This window comes from Streptomyces sp. NPDC054841 (assembly GCF_053611045.1).
Window position 1 is genome coordinate 1 of sequence record NZ_JBSGZO010000214.1, and the last position, 14,173, is coordinate 14,173.

Annotated in this window: 15 protein-coding genes and 1 riboswitch; of the genes, 3 read left to right on the top strand and 12 right to left on the bottom strand. The window is 69.7% G+C overall.

Annotation, left to right across the window (positions count from 1 at the left end; genetic code table 11):
• Window positions 1-129 precede the first annotated feature (129 nt).
• On the bottom strand, window positions 130-393 hold the full coding sequence (locus ACWGI8_RS25545; protein ID WP_453664286.1) for a DUF7848 domain-containing protein: 264 nt from the start codon (window positions 391-393) through the stop codon (window positions 130-132).
• Window positions 390-605 carry a hypothetical protein gene (locus ACWGI8_RS25550; RefSeq protein ID WP_453664288.1) on the bottom strand — a complete coding sequence of 72 codons (216 nt, stop codon included), beginning with the start codon at window positions 603-605 and terminating at the stop codon, window positions 390-392. Before ACWGI8_RS25550 ends, ACWGI8_RS25545 begins: the two co-directional genes overlap by 4 nt.
• A 135-nt stretch (window positions 606-740) precedes the next feature.
• Between ACWGI8_RS25550 and ACWGI8_RS25555 the strand changes: the two genes are divergently transcribed.
• Complete coding sequence (locus tag ACWGI8_RS25555) at window positions 741-1,760, top strand: helix-turn-helix domain-containing protein (protein ID WP_453664290.1); 1,020 nt, start codon at window positions 741-743, stop codon at window positions 1,758-1,760.
• Window positions 1,761-2,004: 244 nt separating this feature from the next.
• Here ACWGI8_RS25555 and ACWGI8_RS25560 read toward each other — a convergent pair whose 3' ends face one another.
• The 3 genes from ACWGI8_RS25560 to ACWGI8_RS25570 all read right to left on the bottom strand — a co-directional run bounded on the left by ACWGI8_RS25560 (window position 2,005) and on the right by ACWGI8_RS25570 (window position 4,805).
• Window positions 2,005-2,796, bottom strand: a complete 792-nt coding sequence (locus tag ACWGI8_RS25560) for an SGNH/GDSL hydrolase family protein (RefSeq protein ID WP_453664292.1) — start codon at window positions 2,794-2,796, stop codon at window positions 2,005-2,007.
• Between the two features lie 192 nt (window positions 2,797-2,988).
• Window positions 2,989-3,969, bottom strand: coding sequence for a M23 family metallopeptidase (locus ACWGI8_RS25565; RefSeq protein ID WP_453664294.1), 981 nt, complete (start codon window positions 3,967-3,969; stop codon window positions 2,989-2,991).
• A gap of 4 nt (window positions 3,970-3,973) precedes the next feature.
• A riboswitch (cyclic di-AMP (ydaO/yuaA leader) is annotated at window positions 3,974-4,128 on the bottom strand.
• A 521-nt stretch (window positions 4,129-4,649) separates the two neighbouring features.
• Window positions 4,650-4,805 (bottom strand): hypothetical protein, encoded by a 156-nt coding sequence (locus ACWGI8_RS25570; RefSeq protein WP_453664312.1) that lies wholly within the window; start codon window positions 4,803-4,805, stop codon window positions 4,650-4,652.
• Between the two features lie 89 nt (window positions 4,806-4,894).
• Between ACWGI8_RS25570 and ACWGI8_RS25575 the strand changes: the two genes are divergently transcribed.
• Together ACWGI8_RS25575 and ACWGI8_RS25580 are read left to right on the top strand one after the other, a co-directional pair.
• Window positions 4,895-5,257, top strand: a complete 363-nt coding sequence (locus ACWGI8_RS25575) for a hypothetical protein (protein ID WP_453664314.1) — start codon at window positions 4,895-4,897, stop codon at window positions 5,255-5,257.
• A 71-nt stretch (window positions 5,258-5,328) separates the two neighbouring features.
• The gene (locus tag ACWGI8_RS25580) at window positions 5,329-6,144 is read left to right on the top strand and encodes a tyrosine-protein phosphatase (protein WP_453664296.1); all 816 of its coding nucleotides are present in this window, start codon (window positions 5,329-5,331) and stop codon (window positions 6,142-6,144) included.
• Window positions 6,145-6,163: 19 nt separating this feature from the next.
• Here ACWGI8_RS25580 and ACWGI8_RS25585 read toward each other — a convergent pair whose 3' ends face one another.
• The 7 genes from ACWGI8_RS25585 to shc form a co-directional block, all read right to left on the bottom strand.
• A complete protein-coding gene (locus ACWGI8_RS25585; protein ID WP_453664298.1) occupies window positions 6,164-6,310 on the bottom strand; it encodes a DUF6126 family protein in 147 nt (48 codons plus the stop codon).
• Between the two features lie 69 nt (window positions 6,311-6,379).
• A complete protein-coding gene (locus tag ACWGI8_RS25590) occupies window positions 6,380-7,012 on the bottom strand; it encodes a helix-turn-helix domain-containing protein (protein WP_453664300.1) in 633 nt (210 codons plus the stop codon).
• Between the two features lie 61 nt (window positions 7,013-7,073).
• The gene (locus tag ACWGI8_RS25595) at window positions 7,074-8,459 is read right to left on the bottom strand and encodes an aspartate aminotransferase family protein (protein ID WP_453664302.1); all 1,386 of its coding nucleotides are present in this window, start codon (window positions 8,457-8,459) and stop codon (window positions 7,074-7,076) included.
• Window positions 8,460-8,512: 53 nt separating this feature from the next.
• Window positions 8,513-10,414, bottom strand: coding sequence for a 1-deoxy-D-xylulose-5-phosphate synthase (gene dxs / locus ACWGI8_RS25600; RefSeq protein ID WP_453664304.1), 1,902 nt, complete (start codon window positions 10,412-10,414; stop codon window positions 8,513-8,515).
• A gap of 76 nt (window positions 10,415-10,490) precedes the next feature.
• Complete coding sequence (gene hpnH, locus ACWGI8_RS25605; RefSeq protein ID WP_453664306.1) at window positions 10,491-11,513, bottom strand: adenosyl-hopene transferase HpnH; 1,023 nt, start codon at window positions 11,511-11,513, stop codon at window positions 10,491-10,493.
• Between the two features lie 5 nt (window positions 11,514-11,518).
• Window positions 11,519-12,175 carry a phosphorylase family protein gene (locus ACWGI8_RS25610; protein WP_453664308.1) on the bottom strand — a complete coding sequence of 219 codons (657 nt, stop codon included), beginning with the start codon at window positions 12,173-12,175 and terminating at the stop codon, window positions 11,519-11,521.
• Complete coding sequence (gene shc, locus ACWGI8_RS25615) at window positions 12,176-14,164, bottom strand: squalene--hopene cyclase (protein ID WP_453664310.1); 1,989 nt, start codon at window positions 14,162-14,164, stop codon at window positions 12,176-12,178.
• Window positions 14,165-14,173 lie beyond the last annotated feature (9 nt).

A 14,173-nucleotide genomic window follows, 5' to 3' on the forward strand; every position in this document is an offset into this window, starting at 1 on the left:
ATCAGGAATCGCGGCGGGGCGGGCAGGCGACGTGCCGGTGCACGATGCCCCCGGCTCCCGAGGCCGAATGGATGTCGTGCGTCGTGTACTCCTCGCCCGGCCCGATCGGCTGCTGGCACTTCGCGCAGATCAGGAGTCGCTCCCGTCGTGCAGCAGACTGCCCAGCACGCGGGTGACCCGGAGGAACGCGGTCACGATCTCCCGAAACCCGGTGTGCCCCGTGCGGCCCGTGTGGGCGATGGCCCACGAGTCCGGCCCGAGCTGACCGGTGCTCGCCTCTGAACGCTCGTAGCAGGTGGTGCACTCGACCTCGCGGATCGGTGCCGAGACGCCCGCGGACCGGTCGGCGCCGATCGTCCATTCCGCCCGGCGGATCACCGTGTGCGCGGTCATGCGAAGTGCTCCGCTCCGATGCCGCCGATCAGGGCGTACAGCACAGGCACATTGCGCTGCTCCGCGCACGTTCGGTGCGCGTACACCGACTGCCCGGCGCCTCCCGCCGCAGATTCGTGCACCCGCACGCATACGTCCGCGCCCGGCTCCGTGCAGTACGTACACGGCGGCCGAGCCGCCCAGCGCTGCAAAGGGGTAAGTGTGTCACTCATGCGTCTCTCCGACCCGAACTCGGTATCTGACGCCCCTCATCGTGGGATTGATCTGCCGCTGGTCTCATACGGCCCAGCGCGCAGCGGGCGTATATTTCGCGCATGGCTGGTCGGGCACCTTGGACAGACGTCAGGTTGCGCGCCGCATGGGCGCGCGGTGACTGGGCCGCTGTCCTCCGCGAGTACAGGCGCGCCGCCGGCCTCACCCAGCAAGCACTCGAATCCCTGGTCGGCATGCCGCAGCCCCACATCTCGGCTATCGAGTCCGGCCGCAGGAAGGTGAAGACAGACGCGGTACGGGCCCGGATCGCTGAAGGTCTACGGGTGCCACCAGAGCTGATCGAGGCGGGGCAGAGCACCACCTACGGCAAGTGGGAGCCGCCACCGGAACTGCGCGAGCGAATCGCCCACGGCCACCGAACCGGGCGGGCCGATCTACGCACCGCCGACTGGATCGGCGAGGTCCTGACGACGCAGCGCCGCGCCGAAGACGAGGTCGGCGGGGCCGATCTCTGGGCAGTCGTACGCTCCCAGCTGGACGCCATCACGAGACTGATCCCGGGAACCGCCGGCACAGCTGCCGACAGGCTGATGCTGCTGGCCGCCGAACACGCGCACTGGCTCTCGTGGGTGGCCTGGCAGCACAACCAGGTGGGTTCCGCGCTCGGCTGGCTGGACGTGGCCCATGGGTGGGCCGTTGACGGCGACCACATGGACATGTCGTCGTGGGTCCAGCGCGTGAGGGCCTTCTACTGCCGGCAGAGCGGCGACCCGCTGCGCGCGCTGCGGACGGCCGAGGCTGCTCGCCGGGTCCCGGGCACTTCCTCCGGGGCAGCCGCAGTAGCGGCGCATGAGGCGGCGATCGCGGCGGCAGCGGTGGGCGAACGAGACCGCTCGCGACGCCTGTCGGACGAGGCATTCAGGCATGCTGCGCGCGTCCCCGAGGAGAGTGACCGTCCGGGCTGGCTGTACTGGCTCACCCCGGCGCGGGCACAGCTCCAGGCGGCGAGGTGGCCTATGCGTGCCAAGACTGGCGTGAAGCTGCTGACGGCATTCGTGCTGCGCTGCCCGGCCTCGATGGTTACCCGCGCGACCGGGCCCGCTTTCAGCAGCGCCTCGACGACGCCGTACGTCGTTCCTAGTGGACGAGCCTGATGCTGATGATCGGCTCGGCTGCGCGAGCGGGGACACCGTGTTGTTCAGCGGAGGAGGGCCTGGTCGAGGACCCGGCACCCACGTGAGGACGGTCGCCCGCGGCGGGCACACGCCCTCGACCCGCTCTTCCCGTACAGCCGCCATCCACACCGCTCGGCGGGCATGCCGTGCCGGGCGGGGTGCTGGAGCGGATCCCCGCCACGGGCTCCCCCGCCACAGGCACTACCGCGGGGGCGGGGAACGCTCAGAGCGGAAGCAGGTCCGGGCGCTTGGGCTCCACGTGATCGCCGGATGATTCGCCCCGCAGCCGCCGGCCGATCCACGGTACGAGGTACTCGCGCGCCCAGAGGACGTCGTCACGGCGGACTTCGAGCGTGCCACGCGGCGGCAGTGGCGGCCACGGCTGGTCCGGGTCGGCCGGCACGTCGATGCCGAGCACCTGGGCGGCACGGAGCGCGACGCGCGTGTGACCCTCGGGCGAGAGATGCAGCCGGTCGTCGTCCCAGGCGCGCCTGTCCTGGACGGACTTGAGCGACCAGAGGTCGAGTACGGGGCAGTCGTAGCGGTCGGCGATGGCGCGGACATGCGCGGTGTACGTGGCGATCTTGCCGCGCAGATGGCGCAGCACGGGTACGCCGCGGGTGTCGAAGCCGGTGGTCACCATGACGGTGCCGACGGAGGCGGTGAGGTCGGCGACGGCCCGTTCGAAGCGTTCCGCGACGTCGTCGGGGTCGGTGCCGGGCCGGATGATGTCGTTTCCCCCGGCGCAGAACGTCACCAGGTCGGGGGCGAGTTCCTTCGCCCGCGGGACCTGTTCCTCAACGATCTGGTCGAGGAGCCTGCCTCGTACGGCGAGGTTGGCGTAGCGGAAGGTGTGTTCCGGTACCCGGTCGTCCAGGAGGACCGCGAGTCGGTCCGCCCAGCCGACGAACTGTCCCTCAGGTCCCGGGTCTCCGACGCCCTCGGTGAAGCTGTCACCGATCGCCGCATAGGACCCGATTGCGCCGTTTGTTCTTGATCGCGAATCGTCTGCCACGTCGAGACATCTTTCCTCGCGGGAAGTGACCTACGCCACCGTAGGGAGGGGTTGACGCGGGGTGATATAGGCCACCCGGTCAGTTTTCCGCAAAGCGGGAATACCCGGAAGGAGCAGGAACGCGCGCGTCCGCCGGCCCCACGATGCGGGGCCGGCGGACGGTGAGACGCCGTGTCAGGTACGGACGTCGCGTCAGATCGAGACGCCGTGCCGGCGGAGGTAGGCCAGCGGGTCGATGTCCGAGCCGTAGCTCGGGCTCGTGCGGATCTCGAAGTGCAGGTGCGGGCCGGTGGAGTTGCCGGTGGAGCCGGAGAGGCCGATCTGCTGGCCGCCGGTGACACTCTCGCCGGACGCGATGGAGAGCTGGGAGAGGTGGGCGTACTGCGAGTACGTGCCGTCGCTGTGCTTGATGACGACCTCGTTGCCGTACGCGCCGCTCCAGCCGGCCGACACGACGGTGCCCGGGCCGACGGCCTTCACGGACGTACCGGTGGCGGCGATGAAGTCGACACCGGTGTGGTAACCGCTGGACCACATGGAACCGGCGGTCTTGTACGCGGTGCTGACGCCGCCGCGGACCGGCGCGAAGAAGCCGGAGAAACTGGTCTGCGCGGCGGCGTTCGCGGCGGCGTTCGTGGCGGGGGCCTCGGCGGCGGCCGGAGCGGCCTTGGGGCGCTCGGCGGTGCGGGAGGCACGCTCGGAGGAACCGGACGGCTTCTCGCTCTTGACCGGAGCCTTGGCCTTCCGCTCGGGCTTCGCCTCGCTCCGGACCTTCGCCTCGCCCTGGGCCTTCGGCTTGCCGCCGAGGGTCAGCTTGAGTCCCGGGTGGATCAGCGACGGGTCCTCACCGACGGCGGCGCGATTGTCGGCGTACAGCTTCTTCCAGCCGCCGTTGACGCTCTGCTCCTGAGCGATCTTCGACAGGTAGTCACCGGCCACGACGGTGTACGTCGCAGGCGCCTTGGGAGCCTTCGGCGCATGCGGGGCGACGGCCTTCTTGGCGACGGCTGCGATGTGCTCGGGGGCGGCGGAGGGCGCGGACTTCTCGGCGGCATGGGCACCGAGGGCGCCGATGAGCGGGAGCGCGATGGCGGCCCCGCCCGTTCCGGCGGCGACGAATCCACGCGTGATCGGGTTGGCCCTCGGACGGCGATGCTTACCCTTACCGGGCATGGCGAATTCCTCTCCGCCGCCTGCGAGGTGAGCTGTCGGGTTCGGGCTGGAGATGCCCGGCCGCGCATGGCGCGCGACTTCACCCCGAGCCGTCCGGGATCCCGGAACGGCGTACTACCTGGGTCCCCCGCTCCTGCCACACGTGGGTGGGTGCGATATTCCGGACGGCGGCAGGATTAGGCGTTCCGACCGGATTGCGGTGACCGTAAGCGAGCCGGGTCGGCGCGAACAAGCCATCAATTCCACCGGGAACCCTTCCGCCTGATTTCGACCTGGATTTCCCGGTCACCCTCTGTAAATCACGGATCTTCGATTTCCTACGTAACAAGGGAGTTCACATGTCCGGCATCACCACAGAACGTCACAGATATGATCCCGCTCACGAACCCGAGCCCATCTCCCCCTTAACTCGGGCGCGTTACCCGAAATGGACTAATACGGACAGATCGTCCATTAGGCTCGATTGGCGCCAACTACACACGCAGGCAAGGAGTGCGCCACCCACCCCTTTCACCCAAGTCATTCCACTTGCCCCGCATTGTCCCTTTTGTGTCGCGGCCGGCTCGGCAAGCGAAACACTTCCGGGCCGCCCACCAAGTGCGCCGTGAACTCCCGGAGTTCACGAATCGGCCGCCCGGGGCTTCCGCCCAGGTGCTGACCGGACCCGGACCCGGGCGCGGTCAGCGGCGCCGCAGCCGGATCACCGTCGCGTCAAGATCACCGTGGAGACCCGTGTGCAGCCCATGGTGGAGCAGGACGGAGCCCCGGTGAACGACACCGGTGTCCAGGCACTCGTCCCGCATCCGGTAGTGGACGGTCAGCGCGAGGCCGTGCACGGGGTCGCTGAAGCACAGCCGCAGCTCGAGAGGGGTTGGGAGGCGAGGTACTCGGCGTCGGCCGTGCGGATGCGCGGCCCCCAGTGGAGATGGAGAAGCTCGTCCCGTTCGGTGACGAGCAGCGCATAGCTGCTCGTACTGCCGGACAGAACCCAGATACGACCGCTGCCAACCGACTCGATCACCCCGGCCTCTCAAATTCGCACACGTTCGCACATCATCGCGCGCGATCCACCATCGGGGCAACGGCCTGCACCTTGCCTTCAGGTGCGCCCAGGGACAGCGGCACGAAGGTCCAGCAGCTGTTGGGCATGCACCGGCACGTGGTCCTCGGCGAGACCATCGATGAGGCCACCAAGCGGAATCGGCTGGTCCAGTACGAGCGCGCGCGGCGTACTCCGGTTGCCCTCCTGCGGCGCGGCCCTTCCAGCGGAGCCGAAATGATTGCCTGAGGAATCGATGTCGTATGGTCAGGAACGCGCCATTGTCGGCGAGCGCCGACCGCAGACACGGAGGAGCCACCGTGACGCAGCAGCTGCCTCAGATCCCGTCGACCGAACCCGAGCTGGCCGGGGTGCGCAACTTCCGGGACGTGGGCGGACTGCCGACCGTTGACGGGCGCCTGGTGCGGCACGGGCGGCTCTTCCGCAGCGGCCATCTCGCGCACGCCACCGACACCGATGCCGCCTTCCTCGCCTCGCTCGGGCTCCACACGATCTTCGACTTCCGCAATGCCGCGGACCAGAAGCTGGAAGGCCCGGACGTCGAACTGCCCGGTGTGCGCAACCTCAACATCCCGCTCACCGACCCGGCGGACGGCGCCGAGTTCTGGAAGATGGTCCGCGAGGGCGACCTCGACCAGCTGAGGTCGATCCTCGCCGACGGCAAGGCGGCCGCCCGCATGGTCGCGTCGTACCGCGTGATCATCAAGGAGCGCACGGCCGAGCACAGCCGTGTGCTGCACGCGCTGGCGGAGGACAGCGTCCCGGCCCTGATGCACTGTGCGGCGGGCAAGGACCGCGCGGGTCTGTCGATAGCGGTCTCCCTGCTGGCGGTCGGTGTCGAGCGGGACGCCATCGAGGCCGACTACCTGAAGTCGAACGACCCGCACCGCCGCTACAAGGTGCGCCGCGGCGACAACGCGCCCGCCGGGATGTCGCCGGAGGTCATGGAGCTCCTCAGCCCGCTCTTCGACGCCCGCTCCGAGTACCTGGCGGCGGCGTTCGAGACCATCGAGGAGACCTGGGGCAGCACCGAGAGCTATCTTTCCGAGGGCCTCGAGATCACGCCCGAGACGCGTGAGCGGCTGCGCGACCGTCTGCTGGACGGATCGGCCTGAGCCCTTGCCGGGCGGCGGGTCACTGGCCGCCCACGGTGAACAGCAGATAGAGGAAGGCCGCGAAGAGGTGGCCTGCCACCAGATAGGCGAAGAGCCGGACGATCAGTCCGACGGGGAACGCGGATTCCTGGCTCGATTCCTGGCTCGATGACGGCTTCCGGGGCATGGCGGTCTCCTCAGGCGTGCGGGTGTACGTGCCACGGGGGCACACAGGGGCAGACGTGCGGTGTGCGGATCAGACGTGCGGGTGTGCGTGCGGGTCGGGGCTCTGCAGCAGCGTGTGGACGAAGAGCAGCTCGGCCCCGCCGATCGTGGCGGCGGCGATACGGTGCGGTGTGAGCGAGTCGAAGTGGGCGCTGTCCCCGGGGTCGAGTTCATGGACCGTGTCGCCGAGGCCGAGCCGCAGCCGCCCTTCGAGTACGTACAGCCACTCCTCGCCCGGGTGCACCCGCACCAGTTCCTCCTGGGGCCCGGAGTACGGCACGCGCACCCGCAGCGCCTGCATGGCGCGCCCGCGGCCGCCGGCCTGCCGGTACGTCCAGCCGTCGGCCTCCGCGGGGCCCATCCGGCCCGCGCGGATGATCGCGTCGCGCTCCGGCGGGATCTCGCCGAGCAGCTCGGCGACGGTCGTACCGTAGATCCGGGCCAGCGCGAGCAGCGTCGGCAGCGACGGCTGCCGGTTGCCCGTCTCCAGCCGCGACAGATGGGCGGGGGAAAGGCCCGCCCGCTGGGCGGCGGCCTCCAGGGTGAGACCACGGCGGCGGCGCAGCTCGCGCAGCCGCGGTGCGACATCGGGCAGCTCGTCCGCTGCCTGTCCGGCAGGTCGTCCGGCAGGTTCTCCGGCGGGATGTCCGGCGGGAAGGCTCATGCCTCCATTGGGCCAGGATGTTTCCTCTGGGGCAAGTTTCTTGCCCCAGAGGCAAAAGCGCTCAGCGGTTGGCCACGGCCTGCTTGACGAGGGTCTTGCCGAAGTCCCACATCAGCCCGCTGCCGCCGTGGGCGTCGTCCATCACGGCGCTGAAGGCCTCGACGAACCGGTCGACCTCCTGCTCACCGATGATCAGCGGCGGAATCAGCTTGATCACTTCCAGCTGGTCGCCGGAGACCTGGGTGAGGATCCGGTGCCTCTGCAAGAGTGGCACGACGACCATCTGCGCGAAGAGTCCCTTGCGGGCCGCCTGCAGCACCGTCCAGCGGCTGCGCAGCTTCAGGGAGGACGGCCGGCCGAACTCGATCCCGATCATCAGCCCGCGCCCCCGGACGTCCTGCAGCAGCTCGTAGCGGTCGACGAGCGCCGCGAGCCGCGTCCGCAGCAGCTCTCCGGTCACCCGTGCGTTCGCGACGATCTGCTCGTCCTCGATCACGGAGAGGACGGCGAGCCCGGCCGCCATGGCTTGGGCGTTGGAGCCGAAGCTCGCCGAGTGCACCAGCACCCGGTCCATCGACGAGTAGACCTTCTTGAAGATCCAGTCCTTGCCGAGGGTCGCGCCGACCGGCACATAGCCGCCCGACAGTGCCTTCGCGACACACACCAGGTCGGGCTCGACGCCGTCCTCGTGCTGGTACGCGTAGAAGTCGCCGGTCCTGCCCAGCCCCGTCTGCACCTCGTCGGCGATCAGCAGCGCCTTGTGGCGGTGCAGCAGTTCCTGGGCCGCGTACAGGAATCCCGGCGGCGCCTCGTGCACACCCTTGCCCTGGATGGGCTCCACGACGAAGCCCGCCACGTCGCCGCGCTTCAGCTCCCGCTCCAGCGCGTCCAGATCGCCGAGCTCGATCGCGGTGTCGGGGAGCAGCGGGGCGAAGCCGTCCCGGAAGCCCTCCTCGCCGTTGACCGAGAGCGAGCCGGTGGTCAGCCCGTGGAAGGCGTGCCTGCAGTAGACGATCCGCGGTTTCCCGGTCGCGTAGCGGGCGAACTTCAGCGCCGTCTCCACCGCTTCCGTGCCGCTGTTGCCGAAGAACACCCGGTCCAGATGCGGGGTGTGGGCCAGCAGCTTCTCGGCGAGCAGTCCCGGCAACGGCGGGCAGTCGAAGCGGGTGAGATCGGCGAGCGAGGCGTCGAGGACGTCGTGCAGCGCCTTGCGGACCACCGGGTGGTGCCGGCCTAGGCCCAGCACCCCGAAGCCGGCGAGCATGTCGAGGTAGTCGTTGCCGTCCTCGTCCCAGAAGTACGCGCCCTCACCGCGCTCGTACACCTTGTCGAAGCCGATGGTGTGCAGCATCCGCGGCAGTTGATGGTTGAGATGTCTCGTGTGCAGCTCGTACCGTTCACGGCCGCGCTCCGCGAGGAGCCGCCCGAGATCGAACTCCTTGCTCATCGTCCGTGCTCCTCGAACTCCTTGCTCATTGTCCGTGTCCTCGGCATCCGTGCTCACAGCCCGTGCTCCCGCGGCTGCCCGGTCTCCTCGCGGCGTGCCAGGGCCGCGCTGATCCGCCCCGCGATCTCCGCCGGCGTCAGCCCGATGTCGGCCAGCACCTCGCCGCGCTTCGCGTGGGCGAGGAACTGCTCGGGGATGCCGAAGGTCCGCAGCGGTACGTCGGCCCCGGCGTCCCGCAGCGCCTGGCCGACGGCCGAACCGACCCCGCCGGTCCGGCTGTTGTCCTCGACGACCGCGACCAGGCGGTGCCGCTCGGCGAGCGGGGCGAGCTGCTCGTCCACCGGCTTGACCCAGCGCGGGTCGACGACGGTGCAGCGCACTCCGCGGTCCTCCAGCAGACCGGCCGCCTGCAGACAGACGGAAGCGAGCGCGCCGACCGAGACGAGCAGCACCTCGGCGTCGTCGCTCCGGTGGAGTACGTCCATCCCGCCGACCCGGTCCACGGCGGGCAGCGGCTCCCCCACCGACTCCTTGGGAAAGCGCAGCACGGTCGGCGCGTCCGTCACGTCCATGGCCTCGCGCAGCTGGGTCCGGAGCTGGACGGCGTCGCGCGGAGCGGCGACCCTGAGCCCGGGTACGACCTGGAGCACGGACATGTCCCACATCCCGTTGTGGGAGGGCCCGTCGACTCCGGTGACCCCGGCCCGGTCCAGGACGAACGTGACTCCGCACCGGTGCAGGGCGACGTCCATCAGGAGCTGGTCGAAGGCGCGGTTGAGGAACGTGGCGTAGACGGCGACGACGGGGTGCAGACCGCCGGTGGCGAGTCCGGCGGCGGAGACGACCGCATGCTGTTCGGCGATGCCCACGTCCCAGACCCGGTCGGGGAAGCGCTCGGCGAACTTCGTCAGACCGACGGGGTGGAGCATGGCCGCGGTGATCGCCACGACGTCGGGCCGTTCGGCGCCGATCGCCGCGATCTCGTCCCCGAACACCGAGGTCCATGACGGGCCGGCCGCCGGCGTCAGTGGTTCGCAGGTCAGCGGGTCCATCACCCCGACGGTGTGGAAGCGGTCGGCCTCGTCCCGCTCCGCGTGCCGGTAGCCGCGGCCCTTCTCGGTGAGGCAGTGCACCAGGACCGGCCCGTGGAAACGTTTCGCGCGGCGCAGCGCCGACTCGACGGCGGCGATGTCATGGCCGTCGATGGGGCCGACGTACTTCAGCCCCAGGTCCTCGAACATGCCCTGCGGGGCGAAGGCGTCCTTGAAGCCCTTCTTGGCGCCGTGCAGCGATTCGTACAGCTGCTTTCCGACGACGGGGGTGTGCTGGAGCACGTCCTTGCCCCAGGCAAGGAAGCGCTCGTAGCCGTCGGTGGTGCGGAGCGTGGCCAGGTGGTTGGCGAGGCCCCCTATCGTCGGGGCGTAGGAGCGCTCGTTGTCGTTGACGACGATGATCAGCGGGCGGTCCTTGGCGGCGGCGATGTTGTTCAGGGCCTCCCAGGCCATGCCGCCGGTGAGCGCGCCGTCACCGATGACGGCGACGACGTGGTCGTCCTTCCTCAGCACCTCGTTGGCCTTGGCGAGTCCGTCCGCCCAGCCGAGGACGGTGGAGGCGTGCGAGTTCTCGATGACGTCGTGCTCTGACTCCTCGCGGGAGGGATAGCCGGACAGACCGCCCTTGCCACGCAGCTTGGAGAAGTCCTGCCGGCCGGTGAGGAGCTTGTGGACGTAACTCTGGTGACCGGTGTCCCAGAGGATGCGGTCGACGGGCGAGTCGAAGACCCGGTGCAGGGCGATGGAGAGCTCCACCACCCCGAGATTGGGTCCCAGATGGCCACCGGTTCTGGCCACGGCGTGGATCAGGAAGTCCCTGATGTCCTCGGCCAGTTCGTCGAGTTCCGCTTCTGACAGCGCCTTGAGATCACGCGGCCCCCGGATGTGCTCCAGAAGTGTCACGTTCGGGCCCCCTCTCTGATCTGTTGAACAGCATGGCGGCGGGAAGGGCCCGGGGGGCCGTCCCCGTCGCCTCCACTCACCCGTGGTTTCCGGAGACCGTGTCCCGTGCCGCGCGCAGCGACTCCTTGAGGGAGCCCATGGTGGCGAGGACTGCGGTCGGCTCGTACCCGCAGTGCGCCATGCAGTTGGCGCAGCGCGGGTCCTTTCCACGGCCGTACTTGCTCCAGTCGGTCTCCTCGACGAGTTCCTTGTACGTGGGCACGTACCCGTCGCTCATCAGATAGCAGGGCCGCTGCCAGCCGAAGAGCGAGTAGTTGGGGATCGCCCATGCGGTGCACGGGAAGTCGACCTTGCCTTCCAGGAAGTCCAGGAAGAGGGGCGAGTGGTTCAGCCGCCAGCGCCGCCGGTTGCCGCCGGCGAAGGCCTTCCTGAACAGCTCGCGGGTCTGCTCGACGCCGAGGAAGTGCTCCTGGTCGGGCGCCTTCTCATAGGCGTACGCGGGCGAGATCATCATCTCGTCGACCTTGAGGTCGTCGTTGAGGTAGTTCAGCACCTCGATGACGGTCTGCGGGGTGTCGGTGTTGAAGAAGGTGGAATTCGTGGTGACCCGGAAGCCGCGCCGCTTGGCCTCCTTGATCGCCTCCACCGCTTCGTCGAACACGCCTTCCTTGGCGACCGACTCGTCATGGCGCTCGCGCAGCCCGTCGATATGGACGGCGAACGCGAAGAACGGCGACGGAGTGAAGTCGTCCATCTTCTTCCGCAGCAGCATCGCGTTGGTGCAGAGAAAGACGTACTTCTTACGCGCCACCAACTGCCGGACGATCTCGTCGATCTGAGGATGCATCAACGGCTCGCCGCCCGCGATCGAGACCATCGGGGCACCGGACTCCAGAACCGCGCCGACCGCCTGGGCGACCGGCATGCGCTGCTTGAGGATTCCGGCCGGGTGCTGGATCTTCCCGCAGCCCTCGCACTTCAGATTGCACGCGAACAACGGCTCCAGCTCCACGATCAGCGGAAACTTCTCACGCCTGCGGAGCTTCTGTTCAAAGAGGTAGGTCCCGACCCTGATGGTCTGACGGAGCGGCATGGCCATCTAGCTCACCTCCTGGGGAGCAGCAAAGAACGGTGCCATTCGTAGAAAGCCGGAAGGACGGCGCGGAGGACCCGGAAAGCCGATATTCCACCGCGCACCGTGCCGATACGGACCAGCTCATGCTCAGGAGCGTCCACGACCACCCGGACGGCCGCAACCGGGCGGGCTCCCGCGGTCAGGGCGCTGTGGAGCGTCGCGGCGGACTCCATGTCCACCGCGATCGCTCCGGTCGCTGCCAGCTCGGCCCGCTCCGAGCCGCGTACGACATGGTCGGAGCCGGTCAGCGGGCCGGTGTGGACGGTCCGCCCGGGCACCGCCCGGGCCAGCGCCCGCACGAGCGTCTCCGTACCGGTGCACGGCGAGACGCCCCAGGGACCCCGGGTCTCGTCGGCCACGACCACATCGCCCGGGTGCATACCCGCGGCGAGCCCGGCGCAGAAGCCGGACGCGACGACCGCCGTGTCGCGCGTGTGCTCTTCTCGGAGCAGGCGTTCGAGGGCACGTTGCGCGTTCTTCGGGCCGATGCCCGTACGGAGTACGGTCACCGGGCCCGGTGCGCCGCCGCGGCCGGCCCCGCGCAGGGCGAGACGCTCGATGCCGAGCGCACAGGCGATCAGCAGCGGCGGCGCCGCGGAGCCCGAGGGCTCCGTGGAAGCGTCCATTCAGCCCCCGTTCCGGCCGGCGAACGGTTCCCCGTGCAGATAGCGGCCGAGCGCGGTGAGCGGGAAGACCTGCCGGTACAGGTGGTAGTTGATGGAGAAGTCCCACGGGAAGCCGGTGCCGGTGAAGTACGGCTCGTCCCACGAGCCGTCCGGGCCCTGCGTCCCGGTGAGGAAGGCGATGCCCCGCTCGACCGCCTTGCCGTCCCGCTCCCCCGCAGCGAGCAGGGCCAGCAGCGCCCACGCGGTCTGTGAGGCGGTGGAGGCGCCGTGGCCGATCCACGTCGCCTCACGGTACGAGCGCAGGTCCTCGCCCCAGCCTCCGTCGTCGTTCTGCACGGATTCGAGCCAGCTGACGGCGCGCCGGATCGCCGGGTGCGAGGCGGGCAGCCCGGCCGCGGTCAGCGCCGGAACGACCGACCCCGTGCCGTAGATGTAGTTGACGCCCCAGCGCCCGAACCAGGCTCCGTTCGGTTCCTGTTCGCCGAGCAGCCACTCGATGCCGCGGCGGGTGCTCGGGTGGTGGGCCCGGCCCTCGTGGGCCAGCATCTCGACGACATGCGCGGTGACGTCGGCGGACGGCGGGTCGATGACCTCGCCGAAGTCGCAGAACGGCAGCCGGTTGGGGAAGGGGCTGGTGTTGTCGGCGTCGAAGGCCGCCCAGGCGCCGTTCTTCGACTGCATCCCGAGAGTCCAGCGGCCACCGCGCGCGACCGCGGCCTCGACCCGCGACGGGTCGGGGTGCCTGACCCGGCGCAGCGCCAGGATGACCTCGGCGGTGTCGTCGATGTCGGGGTAGTTGTCGTTGTGGAACTCGAACGCCCAGCCGCCCGGGGCGAGCCGTGGTTTGCGTACAGCCCAGTCGCCGGGCCGGACGATCTCCTCGGCGAGCATCCAGTCGGCGGCCTTGACCAGCGCGGGGTGGTCGGCGGGCAGTCCCGCGTCGGCGAGCGCGATGGTGGCGAGGCAGGTGTCCCAGACCGGTGACTGACAGGCCTCGATCATCCGCGCGCCGTCCTCGCGCCACACGGCGAACCGGTCCAGTGAGTCCAGGCCCGCGCGCAGCACCGGGTGCTGGAGGTCGTAGCCGAGCAGATGCAGGGCGATCACCGAATAGACGGCGGGGGGCTGGATCCCGCCCCAGCAGCCGTCGTTCTCCTGCCGCTCGATGATCCAGCGCGCCGCGCTGCTCATGGCCGCGCGGCGCAGCGGGCGCAGCGCGACCTTGTGATAGCGGTGCATCGCCTTGTCGAGGCGCTGGAAGACGCCGTCCCAACTCGCTGCGGGGGCGAGGGGCTGCGGGGGGTTGGGGCGGTGCCGGTCGGTGTGCAGCTCGTCGAGCGGGAACGGGGCGGGACGGACCGGACGCTTGGCGGAGACGATCGTGAGCGGCACGATGGTCTGCCGCGCCCAGCAGCCGAAGTCGTAGATGTTGAGCGGGAACCACGAGGGCAGATAGATCAGCTCGGGCGGAAGTTCCGGCAGGTCCTCCCATTTCCACCAGCCGAAGAGCGCGAGCCAGATGCGGGTGAAGACACGGCCGGCGGCGATGCCGCCCTGTGCGCGGATCCAGCTCGCGGCGCGCGCCATGTGCGGGTCGTCCGGCCGGTCGCCCGCGAGACGCAGGGCGACATACGCCTCGATGGTGGTGGAGAGTTCGCCGGGACCGCCGTAGAAGGTGGCCCAGGTGCCATCCTCACGCTGCTCGCCCCGGATGAACAGGGCTGCCGCATGGGTGGTCTTCTCGTCCTGGATGCCGAGGAACTGACGGAGCAGCAGGTCCTCGGCATCCATGGTGACATTGGTCTCGAGATCGGCCTTCCACCAGCCCTCGGCGTCCTGTTTGCCGAGCAGATATTCGACGGACCGCCGCGCCGCGTGTTCGGCGGCTGTGTGGGGGTCGGTCGGGTCGGGACGGGTGTCGGTCGTTTCGCTGGCCGCGGCTGCGCGGGGTTCCGAAGCCCCTGCGCTTCCGTCGGTCGTCGCTGTCATGGCTTCCCC

Coding starts and splice junctions, on each gene's coding strand:
- ACWGI8_RS25545 (WP_453664286.1), bottom strand. CDS start 393: ATGACCGCGCACACGGTGATCCGCCGGGCGGAATGGACGATCGGCGCC.
- ACWGI8_RS25550 (WP_453664288.1), bottom strand. CDS start 605: ATGAGTGACACACTTACCCCTTTGCAGCGCTGGGCGGCTCGGCCGCCG.
- ACWGI8_RS25565 (WP_453664294.1), bottom strand. CDS start 3,969: ATGCCCGGTAAGGGTAAGCATCGCCGTCCGAGGGCCAACCCGATCACG.
- ACWGI8_RS25575 (WP_453664314.1), top strand. CDS start 4,895: ATGGAGAAGCTCGTCCCGTTCGGTGACGAGCAGCGCATAGCTGCTCGT.
- ACWGI8_RS25585 (WP_453664298.1), bottom strand. CDS start 6,310: ATGCCCCGGAAGCCGTCATCGAGCCAGGAATCGAGCCAGGAATCCGCG.
- ACWGI8_RS25590 (WP_453664300.1), bottom strand. CDS start 7,012: ATGAGCCTTCCCGCCGGACATCCCGCCGGAGAACCTGCCGGACGACCT.
- ACWGI8_RS25595 (WP_453664302.1), bottom strand. CDS start 8,459: ATGAGCAAGGAGTTCGATCTCGGGCGGCTCCTCGCGGAGCGCGGCCGT.
- hpnH (WP_453664306.1), bottom strand. CDS start 11,513: ATGGCCATGCCGCTCCGTCAGACCATCAGGGTCGGGACCTACCTCTTT.
- ACWGI8_RS25610 (WP_453664308.1), bottom strand. CDS start 12,175: ATGGACGCTTCCACGGAGCCCTCGGGCTCCGCGGCGCCGCCGCTGCTG.
- shc (WP_453664310.1), bottom strand. CDS start 14,164: ATGACAGCGACGACCGACGGAAGCGCAGGGGCTTCGGAACCCCGCGCA.